A 22,952-nucleotide genomic window follows, 5' to 3' on the forward strand; every position below is an offset into this window, starting at 1 on the left:
GTGAAACACAACTAGATGAGCGAGGTAACTCTGTTCTTGCCGTTCTTCTTTGACTCGTAAAGGGCCTTATCCACCCTTCGAAGTAATCTGTCGTAATCGCTCTCGCCATCAAGAAGCGTGGAAACTCCAATGCTTATGCTCAATTTCCCGCATTCTTTCGGTTCAAGGGAATTGAGGCCAAAGCGTAGTTTCTCCGCCACTTTCATCGCACCCTCTAGATCCGTATTTGTAACCAATACCAGAAACTCGTCGCCTCCCCATCTTCCCAGATGGTCGCAACTCCTGATATTTGACTGAACGAAAGAACACATCTCCTTTAGAGCTTCGTCGCCGGCCAGGTGACCGGAGTTATCGTTAATAGTCTTGAGATTATCGAGATCAAGCATAAGCAAAGAAAGCGGAATTCCATATCTCTTAGATCGATCCGTTTCAGTCTTCAACAGCTCATCGAGTGAGTATCTATTCATGACACCGGTAAGCATATCAGTAGTTGCAAGTTTCTTGTACTTCTCCTGGCTCTCGCGGAGAGCCTCTTCAATCTGTTTAGTGGGAGAAATATCAATGTGAGTTCCAAGAATACGGGTGGCCCTTCCGTTCTTGTCTCTCTCTGCAGCTTCTCCCCTATCGTGAACCCAGATCCACTCACCACTCTTTGAAAGCATCCTGTATTCTATTTCGAAATGATCTGTCTCTCCACTATAGCATTTGTCCATCTCCTCAAGTGAAGGCAGAAGATCTTCAGGATGAACAAGCTCCTTCCACTTCTGGAAAGCAATAACCGGTTCGCCCGTAGAATAACCCATAATCTGATAGTACCTATCGTTTATGGATAGCTCTCCTTCTTTGATTCTGAAGTCCCAGAGACCAACATTCCCACCTTTCACAGCAAGCGCAAGCCTCTCCTCACTCTGGCGCAACGCATCTTCGACTCTCTTCCTCTCCGTTATTTCGGTCAACAAAACGACGCTACCTCTTGTCTTTCCACCTTTGCTGAAGATTGTCGTCTTTCTGGAATCTACTATCTTCTCTCCCACCTCTAGATCGGACTTCGATAGATCGGAACCAAGAAAGCTCACAATAGGCTCGATACCTTTGAAAGCGTCACTGAAATGTAGTCCGATGGAGCTTTCACTTTCCACACCAAACATCGAACAGGCCATAGGATTTATATCGGCGACTGTTCCTCTATCGTCAGTAATAATCACACCGTCAGGCAGACTTTCGAAAACCGTCTCTTTGGCAACGGGTCGTATGTCAAATAACCTGTACCTCATAACACCTAGCGCCATAAACACCCCGGCAAGAGTGAAGGCAATCGGAGTCATGTCGAGATATCCGAAATCGACAAATCCAAAGAGGTAATTTAGATTCACGAGTACCGGGAAAAAAGTCCCAAGCAGAATCATCTTCAGCTGACCCTTATAAGGCCCTCTCGAAAGAATATATTGCTGAGCAATTAAGATTATGCTCAAAAGAAGCAGTACATAACTGTAAGAGATTCCGAACCAGAAAAGCGGACCATGGACAAGTCTCTGTACTGGAAAGGATGCACTGAGATCCAGTTCGCTGACTGAATAATAGAGCCAGTGAACCTCATTCGTCCACATCGATACAAGCACCGCCACCGGGACAGCAAAGAGCAAAGAGATCCTTCTCCAGGTGAACCACTCTCTTTTGTCGAGAATTGCCATCGAGAAAAGAAAGAGAAAAACCGGCGTGCATACTATTCCAGGATATGAGATCTTGTTGAGAAGCCTCATTGTTTCCAGGTCATGCCCGAGCAATTCAACTGCATAAAAGAATGCCCACCATGCAATCGAGAACATCAAGAGGCTTAGAATCCCGGCTTCAAGAATCCCTCTCCGCCTTGAAAACAGTATAGCCATTACAAAGCATACACCCGCTGCAAGAAACGTCAAAAAAGCATAAGTATTCATTTCAAACACTCCATTGTGATCTCATATTGTAATTATATACTTTGCCCCTATTCATAAGCCACAGATCAGCTTCCTTGCACTTTGTGAATACTCAGTTGCAAGTTCCATGATGCATGGCTGGCTTCGCCAGGAAGTGATGCTGCTGCGCAGGAAGTGATGCGCCGTAAGATCGCCGGCGGAAGTGATGCTGCTTCGCAGGAGGCGACAAAATTAGCAGAAAGAAAATGGGACCTTACTAGCCAGTCACCTTCCGTGGCCAGTCAGGCTTCGCCTGGCCAGTCTTTGCTTCGCAAAGGCCAGTTCCGACTTCGTCGGCTGAACAAAAAAACGAGAAAGAGCGTTGTCGAGAGGTTCGCTTTGCTCACGAGAGAAGAGAGAGAGCCGGACTCGCCTTTGGCGAGGCCAGTCACTGCAAGCAGTGGCGAGAAAAACTAGAAGAACATCAAACCGATTTCGTGCGGCCAGTTCCGGCTGCACCGGGCTAAGAACCATCGTTTGTGGTACGGTTGGTCAAGAACAAAGAGCTAGAGCCCCCCATAAATCAAAGAGTATCGAAATCCAGTTTGCCCTGAACGGGAGACCCCAAACAGGTGCATATTGGGGCAAGCTTTTCAGGGCAGGTTCTATGGGATGACATGAGGGGAAAATTTCAGAGCGAAACGAATTTGGTGCTTCCTTTCTTGTATGCTCTTACCAACAACCAACAACGAACAACCAAGAACCGCTCTTGCTAGGAGCACAACGGGATGATAGCCTTTTCGTGCTTTGGATCATCCTAGCGCGCTTCCGGTAAGGATCTGCATCCTCTCACAATATGATCTTGACCAAGAACGAGGAACAGATCCTCGCTCTGGAACGAAGAACAGATTTTTTTCTCTCTTGGACGGTCAACTAAGGACGTCTCTTCAAAGCCTAAATCTAGTCCCTATTTAGCAAGAAGCTACTCTTTTACGGGCGGTGCATCTTTCTCCTTATTTAGAGCGTCGATCAGTTCATCAACCAGTTTGGGATTAATTGTGATTCCCTTTTTCGTCGGCTTGTAGTCGCCTTCATCATCCTGATAGTAGATCCTGAGATCCAGGAATTCGTGGCCTTTAAACTCTCTCTTCGAGACTCGAACTATCTCAGTGTCATTTCTCTTTATGTCTGTCAAACTCTTCACTCCTTTCAATTTTTATCTTTCCCTTTATATCACACTCGAACAACTTAGGCTATCCCGCTTTTGAAAGTCAGTGTTAGAATCAATTTACAAGTGGGAAGGTGGTAGATTTCTGTGGTGGATTTGATCATGATAGGTGCCGGTAACAGGGGATACTTTGCATATGGAGAGGCGCTAAGGTCTATAGATGGATCTCGGGTCGTCGCTGTGGCCGAACCCGATCAATTAAGAAGAGAGAGATTTGCAAAGAGGCATAGTATAGGCACCAAGGATTCTGTCGCAGATTGGCAGGTTCTTCTTTCGAGACCTAAATTCGCTGACGGTGTGATAATTGCTTCTCCGGAAACAGAACATGTGGAACCCGCCATACAAGCGCTTGCAAGAGGTTACTTCGTTCTTTTAGAGAAACCTATCTCTGTCGGGCTCGAAGGTATAGAATCTTTAGCAGACTTGGGTGCAGATACCTCCAGGCTATTCGTTGCTCATGTGTTGAGGTATTCCAGCTTTTTCAAGCGGCTGAAGTCTCTCCTTGATTCTGATTCAGTTGGAATGATACAGGCAGTTGAGTACACCGAGCAGGTCGCTTCCTATCACTTCGCTCACTCCTACGTAAGGGGTAACTGGAGAGACTCGACGCGTACCGGTCCCTCTATTCTCTCGAAGAGTTGTCACGATATGGATATTCTCACCTGGCTCCTTTCTTCGAAGGCTCTCTCGGTAATATCTAAAGGCGGACTCAAGTATTTCAGAAAGGAGAACGCACCCGAGAACTCAGCTGAACGATGTTTGGACTGCCCTCTGAACGAAACCTGTCCATATTCCGCTGTTACGCAATACTTATCAGACAATGTCGACTGGCCTGTGAACACTATCGGAAACGACATGTCTTTTGAGAGTCGCAGAGAGATTCTGCGTACGAGCAGTTACGGAAGATGCGTTTTCAGAAGCGATAACAGTGTCGCAGATTACCAGAATGTGCTTATCTCGTTTGATGACGGGGTCGATGCTTTCTTCTCGATGAATGCATTCACAAGCGCGAAGACAAGGAAGATCCTTGTCAGTGGTAGCCATGGCGAGATAACCGGCGATTTTGAAAGAGACAGTATAGAAGTCAAGCTCTTTTCAGGCGACCACAAGACTTATCTTGCTACCCACGATGGCTCGAGGCACGGAGGCGGCGATAGTGAAATAGTAAAGAGTTTTGTGAGATACCTTGAAGGGGAAGCAGGGTCCTTATCCACTACATTCGAAGACTCACTTCAGAGCCATTTAATGTGCTGGGCCGCAGAGAAGTCCAGGCTCATGGGAGGTACACCAATTGATCCCTGGAGTCTTATAAATCTATGAATTCTCACCGGTAAGCTCTACAAAGACGTCTTCCAAAGAGGGTCTTTTATGTTCGATATCTATAACTTCAAGCTTCATTTGCAGGATCCTGGGAAGAATATCCTCAATAGTGCATCCCTGCTGGAAGTTGATCTTCACAACTCCATTCAATCTACTTTCACTAAGATAGCCATCAATTCCTTTCAGCGAAATCGAAGGCGTGCCATTTATAGTAACGATAACTTGATCCTTGTTGAGAGAGGATCGGATGTCTTCAATTCTTCCGCTAGAGACAAGTTTGCCTTTATGCATGATGCCTACTGACTTCGCGATGTGCTCTGCTTCACTCATAATGTGTGTTGTAAGCACGATAGTTACCCCTGATTCGTTAAGCTCTTTCACCATATTCCTGATTGTTCTTGTTGACTGTGGATCTAAACCGAGAGTGGGCTCGTCCATGAAGAGTATCGACGGCTCGTGAAGCAGTGCCCTCACGAAGTTCACTCTTTGCTTCATCCCCGTCGAAAAGATTCTTACGGGCTTGTCTTTCCAGTCAGACATTCCCACCTTCTCGAGAAGAAGATGGATTCGCTCAACGGCCGACTTTCTATCCATTCTCAGCATTGAAGCAAAGAAGAGCAGATTCTCAAATGGAGAGAGACGGTCGTAAAGAATCACTCTCTCAGAAATGAGACCGACCTTCTCTCTTACCTGTTTGGCTTCGGTCTTGAGATCCATTCCCGAGACGTTTACATCGCCGGAAGTGGGTTTGATCAATCCTGTTAGAATTCTAATGAGAGTCGACTTCCCAGCCCCATTTGGTCCAAGAAGACAGAAAAGGTCGCCTTGATCTATCGAAAGCGCCACGTCATCAAGCGCTCTGAACGAACCATACTCTTTCACCAGATTCGATGTAACAATTGCAGCCACGAATAACCACCTCATCAAGTATTCTACTACATTTCCTGTATATGGCTCTTGAAGTTGTGCTGTGTTGAACCACATAATACCACTGCAGTCTAAATGTTAGCCTAGATCTTTGACAAGTTACTGGGAGTGAATTATTTTGATGCGATCCTCCGTTCGCGCTACTTCGACTCTGTACTATTGACGGCATCCTTAAAATCTGATATATTTAGATTCGTGAACGGGGAGTAGCGCAGTTGGAAGCGCGCCTGTCTTGGGCACAGGAGGTCGCAGGTTCAAATCCTGTCTTCCCGACCAATGGTCATTAGTGCGGCTGTAGCTCAATTGGTAGAGTATCGCCCTTCCAAGGCGAATGTTGCGGGTTCGACTCCCGTCGGCCGCTCCAGCGCCCGTGGCTCAATGGATAGAGCACTGGACTTCTAATCCGGGGGTTGCAGGTTCGAGTCCTGCCGGGCGCGCCATGCAATGTTCGTGGTGGTTGTAGCTCAGTTGGAAGAGCGCCTGACTGTGGATCAGGCGGTCGCGGGTTCGAACCCCGCCAGCCACCCCACTCCTTCTTTATTTCATGCGCCCGTGGCTCAACGGATAGAGCATCGGATTTCGGCTCCGATGGTTGCGGGTTCAAATCCTGCCGGGCGCACCATCCTAAATCTCTCCCAGTAGCATGACAGGTCTCAAAGGAGGTAGCAGTCATGGAAGTCCTTAAGGTAGCAACCCACTCAAAACCAAATGCAGTCGCTGGTGCACTTGCCGGAGTACTCAGAGAGAAGGGCTTTGCGGAGATTCAGGCAATTGGAGCAGGAGCGGTGAATCAGGCAATAAAAGCGATTGCAATTGCAAGAGGGTATGTAGCTCCTAGCGGGATGGATCTCGTATGTGTTCCAATGTTTTCTGACGTTGAAATCGATGGTGAAGTGAGAACGGCAGTAAGGTTTTATGTAGAACCGAAGAAGTAACCTATAGACAAAAAGGGCCCCTTAGGGGCCCTTTATTCATTTGATCTCTGCTACCGCTACTTCGCCCGGACCCAATGACAAATGGAAACCTCCACCAACATTCCATTCAGAGTGAGCGTCGAACCCTTTGAGTCTCCAGGAGACCTTGTGTTCACTCTTCCATGTATGATAGCCAAGATCTATGTGGAAATCCTTCATGCTAGAAAAATCTCCGTTTGCTACCGTAAGCAGCCCTTTGGTGCCGTTCCAATAGAACAATCCGGCCGACTTCAAGTCATTTTCCCACATTAGTTTGAGATTGCCAGCGCTCAACAAATCGAAATTACTTTTTCTCAATGAAGAAAGGAGAGAAATGAGGTCTATCATATCTTCTTCGGCATTCCAGTGGAGCACATAAGGATCGAAGAACGCGAGCTTTCCGTAAAAGGGATCGTTGGGTGGAAGAACGTAACGGCCTTCTTCGTCGTTATCCAGGCCTAGATTCATCGGCTGAATCTCGAAAACCTCCTGTCCCGAATTTATGTAGGTGATTCCATTAGGCAGGAAGTAGTTGAGAATTGTGGCGAACCTGGAGAATTTCCTTCCATTAGGCCTGGAAGCTGCCCTCGGCGTGTCGGGAGTCTCTATTCCTGCCAAAGTGGGCAGCCTGAGACTTGGCAGCACTTTATACACAAGCTCTTTGAACTTTCCTTCATCTATTCTCGGTTCCATCCACCATGTGTTTCCCAGAATACAGTCGTAGCCTGACTGCCTGGCCTTTTCATCGTTACCCATAACAAGCTCTTCGGCAATGATTGCAAAGGATGGGTCTCTCTCCTTTGCCTTGCGAATAATCCTGAGCTCAAGCTCCCTAGGAAGTGCGTGCCCCATATCTAGTCGAGCTCCATCTACACCGAATCTTTCGTTATAGAAGGGCATGATGTTTTCTATACTCTCCCATAGATCGGCCATCGGCTCGCTTCCGGGAAAGAAAGACGACTTGACAACATCGAATAGGACATAAGGCGGTTGATCCTCACTAACAAACTTGCGGGATTCAGTTGGATGATCCTTGTAGAGTCTTAGAAAAGTTATATCGTCCCAAGTGGGCTGGTTGTCATTTATCCAGTCGGAAAAGCCCGGCGGGGTTATGAGGCCGAACTCAGAGACTAGTTCATCGAGAAAGCTTTCAGTGCCGTCGTGGCTAGCTACGAAGTCTCTCCATTTCTCGGGGTAGAGCTTCGCTGGCGAGTGGCTGAAAAGCGATAGATGCTTCTTTACGTTTTCATTGGAATATATGATGGGCAAAGTCTCAACCTTTGCCTGATCGAATCCAAGCGGTTCGATCTTCGGCGGCCTGTACTCGTCGAGTCTAGATGCGTCTATCCAATAAAACCACTCCGGGTGTTTGAGAATGAGTGCAGAATCACGGGCCGAGGTCCTGGGTATGAAATCTAGGACAACCCTCATTCCCATGACGTGAGCCGCTTCAACAAACGCCGTGAACTCTTCTTCAACATCCATATCCTCCAGCAACACATCGTGATACCGCTTGTCTATTGAAAAGAAGTCCTTCACCGAATAGGGCGAACCTAGCTCACCCTTCTTGAATTTATCACTGTAGCTCGTAACCGGCAGAAAGTAAAGAGTATCGAAGCCCATCTTCGAGAGAAAAGGCAGCATGAAGATCATCTTGAGAAACGTTCCAGATTCGGAATACTCCTGTGAATCCAGATCAGAGAAGAACTCAGGGTCGTGGTGCGAGTAAGCGGTTGTAGTTCTGACAAATGAGCCGTATATGATTGCCGAATTGATCCAGGAGTTGCCGCTCTCATTTCTGATTCTTCCGAGAGGTCTCGAGTAGTCTGTATCCTTTTCAGCCAACGCAGTAATTCTCTCAACTATACTTGAGCCATATTCATACGGATCAACGAATATGTATCGGTCTCTTAGCTTGACAGTCCCTGAATATCCTTCAGGCAGCCACTCTTTAGGAATAGAGTAATTCAGGTTACCCTTCTTGCTCTTCAGAAGCTGTTCGATCCTGTCGAGGATCACATTACCACCTCCAAAAAATAAGGGCACGACCGCCCTCTGGCGGAGGCGGTGGGACTCGAACCCACAAGGGGCGTCAACCCCACCGATTTTCGAGACCGGCTCCTTAGCCAATTAGGATACGCCTCCGTTCTGAATCGATTATATCACGGGCTGTAGCGCTGTCAATATGGTAAACTTGCACCACAGAAGGATCTCAACCAGTTTGAAACTCTTTCTCGTTCGTAATGATAATGTTACTCAGACACTCTCCTCACCCTACTACATATGATAGAATTTTGATCGCGAGCGGTTTTTTCGTGCGTGAAGCAGGTCTTAAATCCGAAAGGTACCTCGTTTCAGCACATTTTTATTGCATGAGGAGGTGGCTCTTAGTGTACGCCATCATTGAAGCCTCGGGAAGACAGTACAAAGTCGAGGAAGGTATGACTCTCTTCACCGAAAGGCAGAACGGGAAGGAAAGCGGAGACGAAATTGTCTTCGACAGAGTAATTCTCGTCCACAACGGACAGGAACCGATTGTAGGCAAGCCTTATGTGGACGGCGCAAAAGTTGTAGGCAAGGTTGTTTCTCACGGTAGAGACAAGAAGGTGCTGGTCGTAAAGTTTAGTCCCCGAAAGAACTTCGACAGAGTAAACGGTCACAGGCAGTGGTTCACAGAAGTCTCTATTGAGAAGATCGATACGGGGGTGAAATGAAATGGCCCGGAAAGGCACCGGTAGGTCGAACGGAAGAGACAGTAATCCCAACTATCTGGGGGTTAAGAGAGGTGAATCTTCAGCCGTTAGGGCAGGCTCGATAATCGTAAGGCAGAGGGGAACAAAGATACACCCGGGAAACAACGTTGGACTGGGCAGAGACCACACCCTCTTCGCACTTATAGACGGCAAGGTTCACTTCGAAGAAAAAAACAACCGCAAGTACGTCAGTGTCTACAGCGAGTAAGCTGTTCTGTTAAGGAGGATTGCATCTATGAAAACTCAGAAGACACCTTTGTGCAGATGGGCAGTTACCCATTCCAAGGTGCAGACGAAAAGAAAGGGAGAAATCGAGAAGACTCTCGGTTACCTCGTTGATCACAATGGCAACAAAATAGAGAAGAAATGGTACGTCGTCGACGCAACTGACGTTCCACTCGGTAGACTTGCTGGGCAGATCGCTATGGTTCTTATGGGAAAGAACAAGCCTTACTACACTCCTCATCTCGACACCGGCGATTTTGTCATTGTAGTAAATGCCGACAAAGTCAAGCTTACCGGCAAGAAACTCGACCAGAAGATATATTACAGATACTCGGGCTATCCGGGAGGCATAAAGGAACGAACGGCAAGACAGATGATGGACAAGTTCCCGGAAAGAGTCGTTAGGCTCGCAGTCAAGAGAATGCTCCCAAAGAAGGCTTTGGGCGAGAAAATGCTAAAGAAGCTGAAAGTATATGCTGGCCCGGAGCATGACCACGCTGCGCAGAAACCCGAATTGATTGAACTGGTTAAATGAGGAGGTTGAGGCATGGCTGACTTTGTGAATTATTACGGAACAGGTAGAAGAAAGACCTCTGTCGCCAGAGTACATCTGCGACCTGGTACCGGTAAACTTCTGATAAACGGAAAGGAATTCAAAGACCTCAAGGAATACCTTGCAAATGACGCATGGGTAAGAAGCGCTTTGAAACCTTCCGTGGTGACGAACACGATTGGTAGATTTGATATGCTCATAAGAGTCAATGGCGGAGGACTCGGAGGTCAGGCTGGAGCGATAAGTCTTGGAATTGCCAGAGCACTTGTCAAATTCAACCCTGATCTCAAGAAGCTTCTCAGGCAGAACGGTCTCTTAACGAGAGACTCGAGGGAAGTCGAAAGAAAGAAATACGGTCTCAAGAAAGCAAGAAGAGCACCTCAGTTCTCTAAGCGTTAACACATTTTAAAGAATACGGCCCGTACATAGAACGTATGGGCCTTTTTTTGCCGGTGGTGGTTCAGTGTTCACCAAAGAGGAACTCGACGAGATAAAAAAGTCCATAAACATCGTCGAATTCATCGGTCGCTATGTGAACCTGCAGAAGGCCGGAAGCTCTTACAGGGGATTATGCCCATTTCACAGTGACAACGATCCTTCGTTCTATGTTCACCCTCAAAGGGGCTTCTTTCATTGCTTCGGCTGTGGAGAGAAGGGTGATGTAATATCTTTCTACCAGAAGATTGAGAGTCTATCCTTCTCGGAAGCCGTGAAGCGGCTTGCAGATCATGCAGGGATTGTCGTCGAAATCGATTCGACGGAATCGGAATACGACAAATACACATCCATAATGTCTCGTCTAGCAGATGTTTACAGTCGTGAGTTGAAAGAAGGCAACTCAGCCGTAATGGAGTATCTTGTTGATAGACGCAAGATTTCGCTCGCCACAATAGACGAGTTTAAGCTGGGTTACTCCCCAGATGAAAGAACTTTTCAGCAATCGTTGCCGTCAAAATGTAGGGTCGATGAAAAGACCCTTGTTCAGTTTGGCATATTGATTGGAAGAGGGTCTTCTTTGAGGGATAGGTTTTCGGGCAGACTACTGATTCCTATTGACAACGAATCGGGCAGAGTAGTTGGATTCGGGGGAAGAATCATGGTTTCCGAACAAGGACCGAAATACACGAATTCTCCTGAATCGAAATACTTCCAGAAGAACAGACTTTTGTTCAACCTTTCACGCTCAAAAGGGGCAATCAAGCAGCTGAATTACGCGGTGATAGCAGAAGGGTATTTTGACGTCATCTCGCTCTTTGAGGCAGGCATTACCAATGCCGTCGGTTTGCTAGGAACGGCTTTAACGGAGCGACATCTACGGATTCTGGGCAATTACACGCGGAATTTGCTGTTCTTTCTTGACTCGGATGATGCCGGCCAGGCAGCAACACTAAGATCGATAGATATTGCTGAGAAGATCGATTTTTCGACGGCTGTAGTTGTCTCACGAAATCACAAAGACCCGGCAGACCTATTTGTCTCTGAAGGTGCAAAGGCGATTCAAGAAGTTCTTGCGGCAGCTATACCTGGACCTGCTTTTAGAGTGGAGTTTTTTGCGAGGAAACTAGATTTGTCGGTCCCTCAGGGGCGAAAACATCTCATTGAGTATCTGAAACCATATGTGATCAATTTCAGAAACTCTGGCAATCTGGCGACCGTTCAATCAACTATCGCTGCGCTTTCTCAGAAGACAGGATACTCTGAGCGCGAACTCGAGTTGGCCCTTAAGGGAGGTCTTGGCGGACAGTCAAGAAGTGAAATCGGAAGAGGACTGGTTCTTAAACTGAAAGATCATGTAAGAATCTACCTGCAACACCCTTCACTCAGGTCAAAGGTTGTGAAGCAGCTGGAGCTGATTGCAGAGAGCAGAGATTTGAAGGAGATTCTGAAAGGAATGAAAAGAGGTCTGGAGCTTGAGGAGTTGCTGGACCTGGTTGACGAGATTGTAGGGAGAGAGTTGATCGATTTGGCATCCAGTTGCATAGATTTTGAAACGGCTCAGAGAATACTCGAAAAGACAGGTGAGTATGCAAACAGGAAACTAGTGGAAGAAGAGATGGCCGAGATCGACAGGAAGATGCCGAATGTAAAGGACGAGGGGGCGAGAAGAGCTTTGTTGGTCAGGAGGATCGAGCTCAGTAGATTGCTCGATAGAAAGATGAAGGGTGGCGATCAATTTGGAAAAGCAGAAAAAGAGTAAGAAGACGAGTGCAAAGGTGATTGAAGAGAATATCAAATCGCTTGCCGCAAAGATTGCAGTTGAAGATGAAGATTCGGAAGAAAATGGCGAAAACAATGCTCCTATTACAAAGGAAGAGATAGACAAGCGAATAGCGAAGCTTCTAAGGCAAGGAAAGAAGAAGGGATTTATAACTTACGAAGATATAGATAGCGCTTTTCCTCCTGATTACGAGGGATTTGACTCAACTCTTGTTGAATCGATATATGAGGAATTCGAGAAGAACAAAATCAATATCGTTGAAAAGGAACCAGTAGAGGAAGACGGTGACATAGAGAGTGAAGGCACAGACGAGTTAGTATCTATCCTGGAAACGACACCTGAAATGTACGACAACATCTCGCTCAAAGACCCGATAAAAATGTACTTGAAGGAGATAGGCAAGATATCTCTTCTTACGCCAAGCAGGGAACGAGAACTTGCACGCCGTGCTCAAAAGGGTGAGCCGAAGGCAAAGGAAGAACTAATAACCGCAAACTTGAGACTTGTTGTCTCTATTGCTAAGAGATACATAGGGCGGGGCCTTACTTTCCTGGATCTAATTCAGGAGGGAAACATAGGGCTCATAAAAGCCGTAGAGAAATTCGACTGGAAGAAGGGATACAAGTTCAGCACATATGCAACCTGGTGGATAAGGCAGGCGATTACCAGGGCCATCGCCGATCAGGCAAGGACTATTAGAGTTCCAGTCCATATGGTTGAGACAATCAACAAACTGAACAAGGTCATTCGAGAACACCTGCAGGACTACGGGGAGTATCCAACTATCGAGGAACTGGGGAAACTCACCGGGAAAACGCCGGAGAAGATCGAAGAGATCTTGGCTGCATCGAAGGAGACGGTTTCGCTTGAGTCACCAATTAGTGGTGACGAAGAATCGACAATGGGCGACTTCATTCACGACGACTCCATGGAGCAGCCGGAGGAAGCGGCAATGAAGATGCTTCTCAGGGAACAGATAGATCAGATTCTCGACACGCTTTCACCTAGAGAGGCGATGGTACTGAAGATGAGATATGGTCTTCTGGATGGAAAGACAAAAACGCTTGAGGAGGTAGGTCAGTTCTTCAACGTCACCAGAGAGAGAATTCGACAGATCGAAGTAAAGGCTCTCAGAAAGCTAAGGCACCCTTCAAGGAGTAAACAGCTCAAGGCGCTGTTGGGAATGCTTAATACGTCTAAGCGCGACTAATTTAGCCATTTAATAACAGTGTCTTAATTTATGTATCACTTGAGAGAAAAGTCTAGTGTATATAATGGAAAACACGTATGAAGGGACGTGAAAACTTGGCCGAAAAAAAGAAAGCAAGACCGGTTGAAACAAGTCCCAGAATTCTTTCTCAGATCGAACTATTAAAGAAGGCTAAGAGTGGCGACTTGCTCGCCAACAGGGAGATTCTTAGTCGATTGAACGATAGGAACGCTAAAGAGGAGCAGTCTCGTGATTGAGACTGCTCTTTCTTTGGAAGGCTTCTCTCTTATCGTCGACGGCAAGAAGATGCTCGACAATGTTTCGCTAGAAGTTCCGAAGGGAAATATCGCTCTTCTACAGGGAGCAAGGGGATCGGGTAAGTCGGCAATTCTGAGAAGCTTCATTCATCTCAACGAAGAGCTCTTCGATGATGTCCAATATACGGGATCAATAAAGCTCTTTGGATCGGATATCGACCAACTTGACAGAAAGAGCGTAAGGAATAGAGTAGCTTACGTGGATACGACATTCCTCGAAGCTATGTCAAACTTCACTTTGATTGAATTCTTCAGATTCCTGAAAGGAAAGCGATTCGAATTCGAGGATTTTGAAGAGAGCGAACTCGATCTTTTCAACGAGTTGGATCTTCTTGATCTTCTGGCCGTCAAAGCAGAGACCTCTCTCAAGACGATACCACTTTTCAAAAGGCTCTCGCTGCTGGTCTTTTCTACACTCATACGTCACCCCGAGGTGATCATTTTAGACAACATTCTTGATCACCTTGATGACGATGCCTGCTCAGAGGTGAAGAACGTCCTTATAGATACCAGAAACAACACGACTCTGATTATCTCTTCCAGGTTTGTTCTGAGGCTTCTAGACATTTCTGATTTGTTGATTGTCCTGAAAAATGGTAAAATTTCATATGTAGGAAGTCCCGAGATTTTCGTTCTGAACAACCGATAAGTACTCGCCGTTGGAGGTGAACCATGAACGTCCTTACCGTTACGCTTAACCCTGCTCTCGACAGGGAAATAGTTGTTGAGAATTTCAAGATCAATGAGTTTCACAGGGTGAAGAATCCCAGTTATTCGGTTATGGATCCAGGAGGTAAGGGCATAAACGTTTCCGTAATTCTCTCCGGCCTTGGAGTTAGAAATATCGCCATGGGTTTTCTTGGCGGGTATATCGGAAAGGTTGTCGAAGAGAGAATGCGTCTGATGAGCGACCTCATCACTACCGCATTTATTCACGTTGAGGAAGAGACAAGAGAGAATATCGCTATTGTTGACCCCGTAGGCGAGACGATAACCGAGATCAATTCTTCGGGTCCTATCGTTAAGCCCGATGACTTGAGAATGTTTGTTCGTAGATTTGATGTGGCACTCTCCAGGGTCAGACATGTTGTGATCTCCGGGAGCATCCCGAGAGGTGTGGACAACGAGATCTGCAGGTCCTTATGCAAGAAGGTAAGTAACTCGGGAAAAGTATCGTTCGTGGAGGGGATCGGTCCCGCCTTTGAAATGGCCGTAGAAGCAGGAGTTGTGACTGTGGCTCGCCCGGATTTGAGAAGCAGGAAGCTGCTTTTCGGAGAAACGATGGTAGATCTGAAGGATTATGTGAAAGCTGCAAAAAGGATGCTAGAACGCGGAGCCAGGCTTGCGATTCTCTCTTATGCAGTTGAAGGAGACGTAATTGCAACAAATGACGGTGTGTGGCTGTTCAAAACTAAGAGCCATATTGATAGATCTCATCTTTTGGGGACTGGAGACGCCTTCATGGGTGGAGTTGTCAACTCTATGATAGAAAACGAAAAGGATTACTTCCTGGCTGCAAAAAGAGGAATGGCTGCAGCCGTTGCGGAAGCAGAGTATATAAGCAAGGAACGTATCTCTCTTGAGGATATTGATGAACACATGGACTCATTCGATATACGAGAGCTGGAGTGATCTAGATGAAGGTTAGAGAAGCGATGATAAGAGACGTTTCGGCGATGTTCGAAGATGAAACCATAGAGGATTTCATTGTCTTATGCCTGAGGCAGAATAGGTCGGGGCTGCCGGTTGTTGATGAGGAATTCAAGGTTGTAGGATTCTTGAGTGAAAGTGATGTAATCAAGAGCGCACTGCCCAGTTACTTCAGTCTTCTTCAGTCTGCATCTTTCATTCCCGACACCCATCAGTTCGTCATTCGACTCGGCAAGATAAAGGACGATCACGTTTCGCAACATATGGTCAAACCGCCTGTACTTATAAAACCAGATGACACAGTGATATATGCGGCAGATCTTCTGATCAAGAACGGTCTCAAAGTGATGCCGGTTGTAGATGAATACGGTAAGTTGATGGGCATAGTAAACAGGATTCATTTGATTCACGCAGCAACGCAAGGCAAGATAGATAGATGAAAAAAACAGTTTCAATCTACACTTTCGGCTGTAAGATGAACCAGTATGAGTCACAGGCAATGGCCGAAAGACTAAAGGACTTTGAAGTCAGTTTTTCTCAGGAACAGGCAGATCTCTTCATATTGAACTCGTGCACTGTGACCTCCGAAGCAGAGAGAAAGCTCAGACAGCTTTTCAGGAGGCTGAAGGTACTCAATCCGGACTCTAAAATCATAATCGTAGGCTGTTACTCCGAGCTTTCACCCGAGGAGCTGACGGTTCTTGGTGCAGATGAAGTTGTAGGAGTTAAAGAGAAGAGGGCCATTCACAAGTACGTTGCGAGGCAGCTAGATAGACCCGACGGAGTTCCTCAAGAAGGCTTTTTCACCGTTACTTCGAGTATTGAAGGAAGAACGAGGGCTTTTCTCGGCATAGAAGACGGCTGTCTGAATAACTGCTCGTATTGCAGAATCAGGCTGGCAAGAGGAAGCAACGTAATCAGCAAACCAATAGATATGGTTAGGAAGGAATTCGAAGGATTGGTCCGAAGAGGCTACAAAGAAATCGTCCTGACCGGGATCAACATCGGATACTACGGGGTCGACTTAGATTCGTCTTTGACGGAGCTTCTTAACGAGCTTGACGGTTTAGACGGGAATTGGAGAATAAGACTCGGTTCACTCGACCCCGATACCATTGATAAGAGCTTCCTCGATCTACTGGCCGGTTCATCGCGAATTGCAAGACATATGCACCTGTCGTTGCAGAGTGGTTCTGATAACGTCCTGAAATACATGAAAAGGAAGTACACAATAAGCGAGTACCTTAGAGCTGTTGAGAGCGCCAGAATGGTAGACCCTAGATTCGCGTTCACAACGGATCTAATAGCGGGATTCCCTGGAGAACTTGACGAGGATCATATGCAGACGCTTCGAATAATTGAAGAAGTGAATTTCCTGAAGGTTCATGTGTTTAGGTTCTCAAAGAGACCGGGAACAGAGGCTGCAGAGATGAAAGATCAGATAGAGTCTGGAGTGAAGAAGGTAAGAGCGCAGCAGCTAATTGAGGCTGGAGCGAAGTCGAGAGAGAGGTATCTCGAGACGCATATCGGCCAGACAAGCAAAGTCCTGATAGAGAAAACCGACTCTTCTACGAGTCGTGGTTTCGATGAATACTATGTGCCTCACATCGTCAACGGAAGACAAAGCGGCTTTGTGGATGCGACGGTAACGAATTTCGAGAGTCACAAGGAGGGTTCCGATGCTGAACTATATTGCCGATCGGTGGTGCGATGAAGATTCTTCCCTGGTCAGTATTCTTGTTCCGGGAGTAATGAACAGTGAATCGGTCTACGAAGTAGTTCGAACGTACAACGGATTGCCTTTTGCATTCAGAAAGCACTTTGAGAGGCTCAAGCAGTCGGCAAAACTTTTGGGCCTGGAAGTCCCTTTCAGCTGCAAAGAGCTTAACTCTATAATCATGGAAGGGCTTGAAAGAAACAAGGCAGTACAGACAGAGGATTTCAGAATCAGAATATCGCTACTCAGTTACGGAAAGGAAAGCAGGGCAGCGGTCATCTTCAGCAAGCTTCCCTCCGTGTCGAAGGATATCTATGAACTCGGAGTGAAGGTGTGCATTTCGCCGTTTACAAAGCCCTCGGGCGATATCCTGAATCCTCAGCTGAAAATGCCGGGCTCTAGCTGGAATATCAGAACGAGAAAGTTGCTCGGAGACAATTACGACATGATTATACTGAATGAAAAGGGAAACGTCTGTGAAGGATCGTTCTCGAATGTCTTCCTGGTCATCGATGGTTCGGTAGCTACTCCGGATATCCGCTCGGGAGTCCTTCCAGGAATAACGCGTGATAACGTAATCGGTCTATGTGAATCTCTGGAGATCACAGTTGAAAAGAGACCTATCCCGTCGTGGGAGTTGTTCTGTGCCGATGAGATATTCATGAGTCATACGAGCGTAGGGATCGTTCCAGTAAGGAGACTGGAAGAGAAAGTGCTTATTGAGGACTTTACAGATGGAATGACGAGACTGCTGCTCGACAATTTTGAGGGATACATAATGACAGAAGACAGCAATTGGAGCGGATTAGATGAAGTGGAGCCATCGAACTATAGGGCAGATATTTGATGAACTGGTGAAAAGCTCGGGGCTGTTCAGAAAGATAAAAGTCTTTGAGTTGAATAAAGACTGGGAAGAGATCGTTGGTCAGCCAATAGCAAATCACTCGTCAATTACGGATTTTACTGACGGGACTCTCATTGTAAGTGTTGATGATGGAATGTGGCTCAATGAAATGAGACTAAGGGAAAAGGCTCTTCTTACTAAGCTGAACTCTGCATTAGGAGTAGAAGCAATCAGAAGAATTAAATTTAGAATTAGGCGATAGACATGGAGGTGTTAAATGTCTGATTTATACAATGCTCAGAACATAAAGATACTTAAAGGATTAGATCCGGTTAGGAAGAGACCGGGCATGTATATTGGGTCAACCGGAAAGTCGGGTCTTCATCACCTCATTTACGAGATAGTCGACAACAGTATTGACGAGGCAATGGGAGGATACTGCGATAAAATAGACATCGTTATCATGGAAGACGGCTCCGTGGTAGTGAGAGATAACGGAAGAGGAATTCCAATAGATATCCATCCAGATACCGGGACAAGTGCACTGGAAGTTGTCATGACAACTCTCCACGCCGGAGGTAAGTTTTCAAAGGACTCATACAAAATCAGTGGGGGACTGCACGGAGTGGGGGCTTCTGTTGTTAATGCTCTGTCTGAATGGATGATCGTAGAAGTAATGGTTGACGGAAAGGTATACAGACAGAAGTACGAAAGAGGAAAGGCTTTGTCGCCCGTTGAGATGGTTGGCGAAGCAAAGGAAAATGGTACAGTAACCAGCTTCAAACCCGATCCTATGGTTTTCGCAGTCACTGACTTCGACTTTGACATACTTGAGGCACGATTCAAGGAATTGGCCTATCTGAACGGGGGAATAAGGATCTCCTTCGAAGATAGAAGAATCGGCGAAAAGAGAAGCTATCACTTCGAAGGCGGAATCGTTGAATTTGTGAAGGCAATCACCAAGAACAAGAAGTCAGTTCACAAGGATCCCATCTACCTGGAGGGGTCCTATAACGATGTCAAGATACAGCTCGCGATGCAATATACCACGTCGTATGATGAGGATGTTCTCACATTTGTAAACAACATCAAGACAATTGAGGGCGGCACTCACCTGACTGGATTCAAGACGGTGCTCACAAAGACGATGAACGATCTCGGCAGGAAGCACAATATACTGAAAGACAAGGATCAGAATCTGCAGGGCGAAGATCTGAGAGAAGGTCTTTCGGCAATACTGAGTGTCTTTGTGAAAGAGCCGCAGTTCGAAGGGCAAACTAAGGCAAAACTTGGAAACGATGAGGTATTCGAAGCAGTTATGAAAGTCGTTAAAGAAAAGCTGGAGGAGCACTTCGACTACAATCAGAAGGATCTGAAAGCAATACTTACAAAGGCTCTCGAAGCTGCACGTGCGAGATTGGCGGCGAAGAAAGCACGAGAGATGGTTCGAAGAAAGAATGCTCTTGAAAACACTACTCTGCCAGGCAAGCTGGCAGATTGCATCTCGGAAGATCTAGAGGAGACAGAGATCTTCATAGTTGAAGGGGACTCGGCCGGAGGCTCTGCCAAGATGGCCCGTTCGAGAGAGACTCAGGCGATCCTTCCGCTTAGGGGAAAGATCCTGAACGTTGAAAAGGCCGGACTCGACAGAATGTTGAAGAGCGAGACTATAAGCAATATCATAGTCGCTCTTGGTACAGGAATGGGCGAAGACTTCGAGATTAAGAATCTAAGGTATGGAAGGATTATAATAATGACGGATGCCGATGTCGACGGTGCACATATCACGACGCTTCTTCTTACTCTCTTCTATCGATATATGACACCACTAATAACCAACGGCAAGGTCTATGTCGCTCAGGCACCGCTCTACAAGATAGAACTGAACAGGCAGAAACACTATTTCTATAGTGATGAGGAATTGACTACGTTCATTAAGGAGCATTCCGATAGAAAACTCAATTACTCGAGATTCAAAGGGCTTGGCGAAATGAATCCCGAACAGCTGTGGGAGACGACAATGAACCCCAGCGACAGAAAACTCGTACAGATAAACATAGAAGATGCTCAGGAAGCGGACAGAGTCTTCACAATACTAATGGGTAGCGAGGTGGAGGAAAGAAGATCGTTCATTGAACGGCATGCATTGAGTATTTCCAATCTTGACGTATGAGCCTTTCACTTAGAGCCGGTATTTGTGTGGTAATTCTCTTTGCCATTTGGATGGTTTCTATTGCGAATTTCGTACTGGAGTCATTCTTCACGGCACCGGTACAGCAGTTGACCAGGATCGTTAATTTCGGTGAGATTCTGGTTGAATTTCCTTTGGCCTTTAGAAGAACCTGGAAAACTGATATAATTTACCCACCGGGAAGCATTGACGTTTCCGGCGGAAGAGTCTTTTTGAAACCGGGAAAGTTTTTGGTGAGTTATAGAGACAAATATTACTGGGTCTCCGATGATTTTGTTATAGTTGATTATGCCGATCTTTCGGAGGTTGTTAGTAATCCGATTATCGGCGGCGTTAGTTTTCTTCAAGAAAATGGAGTTTATATAGCCACCGAAAGAGACATAGAGATTTTTGCCGGAGCGGTAGAGGGCATTCTTGCTGACAGAAGAGTACTGGCACTGGTATCTTACTTTGATTTTGAAAACAATGTGTTGTTACTCAGAAGAGGGATCAGAGTGAAGGTACTTGACTGGGAAAGCTTGGAAGCAAATAAGGACCTTCTTCTTCAGTTAGAAAACGCCTCCGACAGAAGCGAGTATATTTTCTTGAGTGATGGTAAACTGTTGAGAGCGAGGTGACATTGATGGCCAGGGGGAAGGATTATACAGTTTCTCTCGATGTTGGCACGAACACCCTTAAGGGTGTGGTGGTAAGCAGAGAACAGACAGGTCAGATGACTCTTGAGGCTTATGGGAGTGTCAAGACTGTTGGGCTCGACAAGGGCGAGGTTAAAGATGCGGTTGCTCTTAAGCAGTCCATTCAGAAGCTGATTGAGGATCTAACAGGTCAGATGGGCAAGAAGGACGTTGAGGCAGACTTCAAGATCAGTTTCACAGATGGGGACTATTCAGTATTCTCGGAGAACATAGAAGAAATTCTCTCCGAAGAGAAACAGGTAATGGTGAAAGAGCAAACGATTTTGAGCATTATGAGTCGTCTCAAGGCGGAGAAGATGAAGACGGGCAACACTAATATACACAGAAGCTATATCCGCAAGTATATTCTCGATGATGATAAAGTCGTCTTCAATCCCGTTGAGATGTACGCGAAGAAACTGAATGTCGAGATGGTTTTTGTTTCAAGCGAAGGCAAGTCGGTCGAGATCTTCAGAAGGCTCTTCGAAGAACTCTTCGGCAGAGGTGACTTCTTCATCTCTCCAGCGCTTATTTCTGCATCTGAAGCTGTATTGACGGATACTGAGAAGCAGCACGGTGTGGTTAGCGTTGTCCTCGGACACAGTTTCTCCGAAACCGTAATCTACAGGGAGAATCTTCCCGTTTACATCTCGAGAATTCCTCTTGGAATAAGACACATAGTGCTGGATGTAGCGAGGGTTCTCGGTACATCGGTAGATGAAGCCGAGAGATTGCTTGTCAATTACGGCCATTGCAGTATGTTCCCGCCTGATGCTGAAGACGTTGTGGAGTACTTTGGACTTGATGAAAGAACTAGAAAGAATGTCTCGGTAAGAAGACTCTCCACAGTTATCTATGCGAGGGTGAAAGAGCTTCTGAACAAGATCAGAAAAGAGATCCAGCTCTTCATAATAAACAATCCGGAATACTCCGAAGAAAGGATTCCCGGAGGAGTCGTTTTCACTGGTGGGGGCTCCAAGCTGAGAGGTCTTACGGATGTAGGCGTTGAGTCTCTAAAGATGCCGGTAAGAATTGGTACATATGAAACTAGTTTCAACAAAAGAATTGAGAACAGTCATGATGTTGCTAATGACCCAGTATTCAGCTCCTGTTTAGGCAATCTTGTTTCCCCCGAGGAAGTCCAGGGAGAAGCCGTAGAAAGCGTGGTTGAAAGACCCAAGAAAGATTTTGGATCGTTTATAAAATCCCTCTTCTTTGGAGGTGAAGATGATGAGCTTTGAGATTGACACAGGAAAGAAGAATGCTGAAATCAGATTGCCATCCATAAAAGTCATTGGTGTTGGTGGAGCAGGCGGTAACGCCGTAAACAGAATGATATCCGAAGGAATCCACGGCGTCACCTTCATCGCGGCAAATACAGATATTCAGGTTCTTGAAAGCAATAAGGCCGATCTTAAGATTCAGCTTGGAACTGAACTGACTAGAGGCCTGGGAGCCGGCGGTAACCCAAATGTCGGTGAGAGAGCGGCAGAGGAATCGGTTGACGAAATCGGGACCTTTCTTGAAGACACCGATCTGCTGTTTATCACTGCAGGAATGGGCGGTGGCACCGGAACGGGCGCAGCACCAATAGTAGCTTCGATTGCAAGGGAAATGGGAATCCTTACCGTTGCAGTGGTCACAACCCCCTTCTTCTTCGAAGGTAATACGAGATTAAAGACTGCCAACGAAGGCTTGAGAAGGCTTAAGAACTCAGTGGATACTCTCATCAGAATCTCGAACAACAAGCTTCTTCAAGAACTGCCGCCGAACACCTCAATAGTCGATGCCTTCGCCAAGGCCGACGAGACGCTCCATCATGGAATAAAGGGAATCTCGGAACTGATTACGAAACGGGGATACATTAACCTGGACTTTGCCGATGTCGAGTCGGTTTTGAGAAATGCCGGAACGGCGATGCTGGGAATTGGCGTGGGCTCAGGCGAAAGGCGTGCAGAAGAAGCAGCTCGAAGAGCTCTTGAAAGCCGACTGTTGGAAAAGCCCATCGACAACGCGACGGGGATAATTCTAAATGTTTCGGCGAAGAACATAACCTTGAGAGAGATGAATATTGCGGCTGCAATTGTGAGACAGAACTGCAGCGAAGACGCAGACGTGAAGCTTGGGCTCATTGTCGACCCGGATATGAACGATGATGAACTTGACATAACTTTGATTGCAGCGGGTCTTGAACTAGACGAGGGCGAACTCATGGGTGATGCTTCCGACATCCCCGCGATTTACCGATTCGGACTGGATATAAACGAGGAGGAGTGA

22 protein-coding genes and 6 tRNA genes are annotated in these 22,952 nt (G+C 46.5%); 23 read left to right on the forward strand and 5 right to left on the reverse strand.

Annotated features, from left to right (window positions below; translation table 11 throughout):
• Positions 1–11: 11 nt before the first annotated feature.
• Positions 12–1,937: a histidine kinase N-terminal 7TM domain-containing protein gene (locus tag V512_RS05550; protein ID WP_243392270.1), complete on the reverse strand. Its 1,926-nt coding sequence runs from the start codon at positions 1,935–1,937 to the stop codon at positions 12–14.
• A 940-nt stretch (positions 1,938–2,877) separates the two neighbouring features.
• Positions 2,878–3,090, reverse strand: a complete 213-nt coding sequence (locus V512_RS05560; RefSeq protein WP_099829468.1) for a transcriptional coactivator p15/PC4 family protein — start codon at positions 3,088–3,090, stop codon at positions 2,878–2,880.
• A 120-nt stretch (positions 3,091–3,210) separates the two neighbouring features.
• On the opposite strand from V512_RS05560, the gene V512_RS05565 reads away from it, so the two are divergent.
• Entirely contained in the window at positions 3,211–4,443 is a 1,233-nt protein-coding gene (locus tag V512_RS05565; protein ID WP_099829469.1) for a Gfo/Idh/MocA family oxidoreductase, read from the forward strand.
• Here the strand turns inward: V512_RS05565 and V512_RS05570 are convergent.
• Positions 4,438–5,352 (reverse strand): ABC transporter ATP-binding protein, encoded by a 915-nt coding sequence (locus V512_RS05570; protein WP_099829470.1) that lies wholly within the window; start codon positions 5,350–5,352, stop codon positions 4,438–4,440. The genes V512_RS05565 and V512_RS05570 overlap by 6 nt on opposite strands.
• 218 nt (positions 5,353–5,570) lie before the next feature.
• On the opposite strand from V512_RS05570, the gene V512_RS05575 reads away from it, so the two are divergent.
• The 6 genes from V512_RS05575 to V512_RS05600 all read left to right on the forward strand — a co-directional run bounded on the left by V512_RS05575 (position 5,571) and on the right by V512_RS05600 (position 6,305).
• Positions 5,571–5,646, forward strand: a tRNA-Pro gene (locus V512_RS05575).
• A gap of 12 nt (positions 5,647–5,658) precedes the next feature.
• Positions 5,659–5,734 (forward strand) — tRNA-Gly (locus V512_RS05580).
• Positions 5,735–5,810 (forward strand) — tRNA-Arg (locus tag V512_RS05585).
• A 13-nt stretch (positions 5,811–5,823) separates the two neighbouring features.
• Positions 5,824–5,899: transfer RNA gene (locus tag V512_RS05590), tRNA-His, on the forward strand.
• A gap of 17 nt (positions 5,900–5,916) precedes the next feature.
• Positions 5,917–5,992, forward strand: a tRNA-Arg gene (locus V512_RS05595).
• 49 nt (positions 5,993–6,041) lie between these two features.
• Positions 6,042–6,305 (forward strand): stage V sporulation protein S, encoded by a 264-nt coding sequence (locus V512_RS05600; RefSeq protein WP_099829471.1) that lies wholly within the window; start codon positions 6,042–6,044, stop codon positions 6,303–6,305.
• 36 nt (positions 6,306–6,341) lie between these two features.
• Here V512_RS05600 and V512_RS05605 read toward each other — a convergent pair whose 3' ends face one another.
• The gene (locus tag V512_RS05605; protein ID WP_099829472.1) at positions 6,342–8,342 is read right to left on the reverse strand and encodes an alpha-amylase family glycosyl hydrolase; all 2,001 of its coding nucleotides are present in this window, start codon (positions 8,340–8,342) and stop codon (positions 6,342–6,344) included.
• A gap of 37 nt (positions 8,343–8,379) precedes the next feature.
• Positions 8,380–8,468: transfer RNA gene (locus tag V512_RS05610), tRNA-Ser, on the reverse strand.
• A 245-nt stretch (positions 8,469–8,713) separates the two neighbouring features.
• On the opposite strand from V512_RS05610, the gene rplU reads away from it, so the two are divergent.
• From rplU to ftsZ, 16 genes are all read left to right on the forward strand, one after another.
• Entirely contained in the window at positions 8,714–9,037 is a 324-nt protein-coding gene (rplU, locus tag V512_RS05615; RefSeq protein WP_099829473.1) for a 50S ribosomal protein L21, read from the forward strand.
• Between the two features lies 1 nt (position 9,038).
• Positions 9,039–9,284 carry a 50S ribosomal protein L27 gene (gene rpmA, locus V512_RS05620; protein WP_099829474.1) on the forward strand — a complete coding sequence of 82 codons (246 nt, stop codon included), beginning with the start codon at positions 9,039–9,041 and terminating at the stop codon, positions 9,282–9,284.
• A gap of 27 nt (positions 9,285–9,311) precedes the next feature.
• Positions 9,312–9,836 carry a 50S ribosomal protein L13 gene (rplM, locus tag V512_RS05625; RefSeq protein ID WP_099829475.1) on the forward strand — a complete coding sequence of 175 codons (525 nt, stop codon included), beginning with the start codon at positions 9,312–9,314 and terminating at the stop codon, positions 9,834–9,836.
• Between the two features lie 12 nt (positions 9,837–9,848).
• Complete coding sequence (rpsI, locus tag V512_RS05630) at positions 9,849–10,253, forward strand: 30S ribosomal protein S9 (RefSeq protein WP_099829476.1); 405 nt, start codon at positions 9,849–9,851, stop codon at positions 10,251–10,253.
• Positions 10,254–10,317: 64 nt separating this feature from the next.
• A complete protein-coding gene (dnaG, locus tag V512_RS05635; protein ID WP_099829477.1) occupies positions 10,318–12,051 on the forward strand; it encodes a DNA primase in 1,734 nt (577 codons plus the stop codon).
• Positions 12,052–12,154: 103 nt separating this feature from the next.
• On the forward strand, positions 12,155–13,282 hold the full coding sequence (gene rpoD / locus V512_RS05640) for an RNA polymerase sigma factor RpoD (protein WP_347708251.1): 1,128 nt from the start codon (positions 12,155–12,157) through the stop codon (positions 13,280–13,282).
• A 249-nt stretch (positions 13,283–13,531) separates the two neighbouring features.
• Entirely contained in the window at positions 13,532–14,248 is a 717-nt protein-coding gene (locus V512_RS05650; RefSeq protein ID WP_099829480.1) for an ATP-binding cassette domain-containing protein, read from the forward strand.
• Positions 14,249–14,271: 23 nt separating this feature from the next.
• Positions 14,272–15,231, forward strand: coding sequence for a PfkB family carbohydrate kinase (locus V512_RS05655; protein ID WP_099829481.1), 960 nt, complete (start codon positions 14,272–14,274; stop codon positions 15,229–15,231).
• Positions 15,232–15,236: 5 nt separating this feature from the next.
• Positions 15,237–15,689, forward strand: coding sequence for a CBS domain-containing protein (locus V512_RS05660; protein WP_099829482.1), 453 nt, complete (start codon positions 15,237–15,239; stop codon positions 15,687–15,689).
• Entirely contained in the window at positions 15,686–16,963 is a 1,278-nt protein-coding gene (gene mtaB, locus V512_RS05665) for a tRNA (N(6)-L-threonylcarbamoyladenosine(37)-C(2))-methylthiotransferase MtaB (protein ID WP_099829483.1), read from the forward strand. Before V512_RS05660 ends, mtaB begins: the two co-directional genes overlap by 4 nt.
• Positions 16,929–17,813, forward strand: coding sequence for an aminotransferase class IV (locus tag V512_RS05670; protein WP_099829484.1), 885 nt, complete (start codon positions 16,929–16,931; stop codon positions 17,811–17,813). The genes mtaB and V512_RS05670 overlap by 35 nt, the downstream gene beginning before the upstream one ends.
• Positions 17,776–18,072, forward strand: a complete 297-nt coding sequence (locus V512_RS05675) for a DUF721 domain-containing protein (protein WP_099829485.1) — start codon at positions 17,776–17,778, stop codon at positions 18,070–18,072. Before V512_RS05670 ends, V512_RS05675 begins: the two co-directional genes overlap by 38 nt.
• A gap of 15 nt (positions 18,073–18,087) precedes the next feature.
• A complete protein-coding gene (gyrB, locus tag V512_RS05680; protein ID WP_099829486.1) occupies positions 18,088–19,983 on the forward strand; it encodes a DNA topoisomerase (ATP-hydrolyzing) subunit B in 1,896 nt (631 codons plus the stop codon).
• Positions 19,984–20,009: 26 nt separating this feature from the next.
• Positions 20,010–20,618 carry a DUF4894 domain-containing protein gene (locus tag V512_RS05685; protein WP_243392271.1) on the forward strand — a complete coding sequence of 203 codons (609 nt, stop codon included), beginning with the start codon at positions 20,010–20,012 and terminating at the stop codon, positions 20,616–20,618.
• A 5-nt stretch (positions 20,619–20,623) separates the two neighbouring features.
• Positions 20,624–21,916: a cell division protein FtsA gene (ftsA, locus tag V512_RS05690; protein WP_099829488.1), complete on the forward strand. Its 1,293-nt coding sequence runs from the start codon at positions 20,624–20,626 to the stop codon at positions 21,914–21,916.
• Complete coding sequence (gene ftsZ, locus V512_RS05695; protein WP_099829489.1) at positions 21,903–22,952, forward strand: cell division protein FtsZ; 1,050 nt, start codon at positions 21,903–21,905, stop codon at positions 22,950–22,952. Before ftsA ends, ftsZ begins: the two co-directional genes overlap by 14 nt.

This window comes from Mesotoga sp. Brook.08.105.5.1, from assembly GCF_002752635.1.
Classification (GTDB): domain Bacteria; phylum Thermotogota; class Thermotogae; order Petrotogales; family Kosmotogaceae; genus Mesotoga.

Excerpts from the sequence above, each read along its gene's own strand:
- V512_RS05550 (WP_243392270.1), bottom strand. The coding sequence starts at position 1,937 with ATGAATACTTATGCTTTTTTGACGTTTCTTGCAGCGGGTGTATGCTTT.
- V512_RS05600 (WP_099829471.1), top strand. The coding sequence starts at position 6,042 with ATGGAAGTCCTTAAGGTAGCAACCCACTCAAAACCAAATGCAGTCGCT.
- rpmA (WP_099829474.1), top strand. The coding sequence starts at position 9,039 with ATGGCCCGGAAAGGCACCGGTAGGTCGAACGGAAGAGACAGTAATCCC.
- rplM (WP_099829475.1), top strand. The coding sequence starts at position 9,312 with ATGAAAACTCAGAAGACACCTTTGTGCAGATGGGCAGTTACCCATTCC.
- rpsI (WP_099829476.1), top strand. The coding sequence starts at position 9,849 with ATGGCTGACTTTGTGAATTATTACGGAACAGGTAGAAGAAAGACCTCT.
- V512_RS05655 (WP_099829481.1), top strand. The coding sequence starts at position 14,272 with ATGAACGTCCTTACCGTTACGCTTAACCCTGCTCTCGACAGGGAAATA.
- V512_RS05660 (WP_099829482.1), top strand. The coding sequence starts at position 15,237 with ATGAAGGTTAGAGAAGCGATGATAAGAGACGTTTCGGCGATGTTCGAA.
- mtaB (WP_099829483.1), top strand. The coding sequence starts at position 15,686 with ATGAAAAAAACAGTTTCAATCTACACTTTCGGCTGTAAGATGAACCAG.
- V512_RS05670 (WP_099829484.1), top strand. The coding sequence starts at position 16,929 with ATGCTGAACTATATTGCCGATCGGTGGTGCGATGAAGATTCTTCCCTG.
- V512_RS05675 (WP_099829485.1), top strand. The coding sequence starts at position 17,776 with ATGAAGTGGAGCCATCGAACTATAGGGCAGATATTTGATGAACTGGTG.
- gyrB (WP_099829486.1), top strand. The coding sequence starts at position 18,088 with ATGTCTGATTTATACAATGCTCAGAACATAAAGATACTTAAAGGATTA.
- ftsA (WP_099829488.1), top strand. The coding sequence starts at position 20,624 with ATGGCCAGGGGGAAGGATTATACAGTTTCTCTCGATGTTGGCACGAAC.
- ftsZ (WP_099829489.1), top strand. The coding sequence starts at position 21,903 with ATGATGAGCTTTGAGATTGACACAGGAAAGAAGAATGCTGAAATCAGA.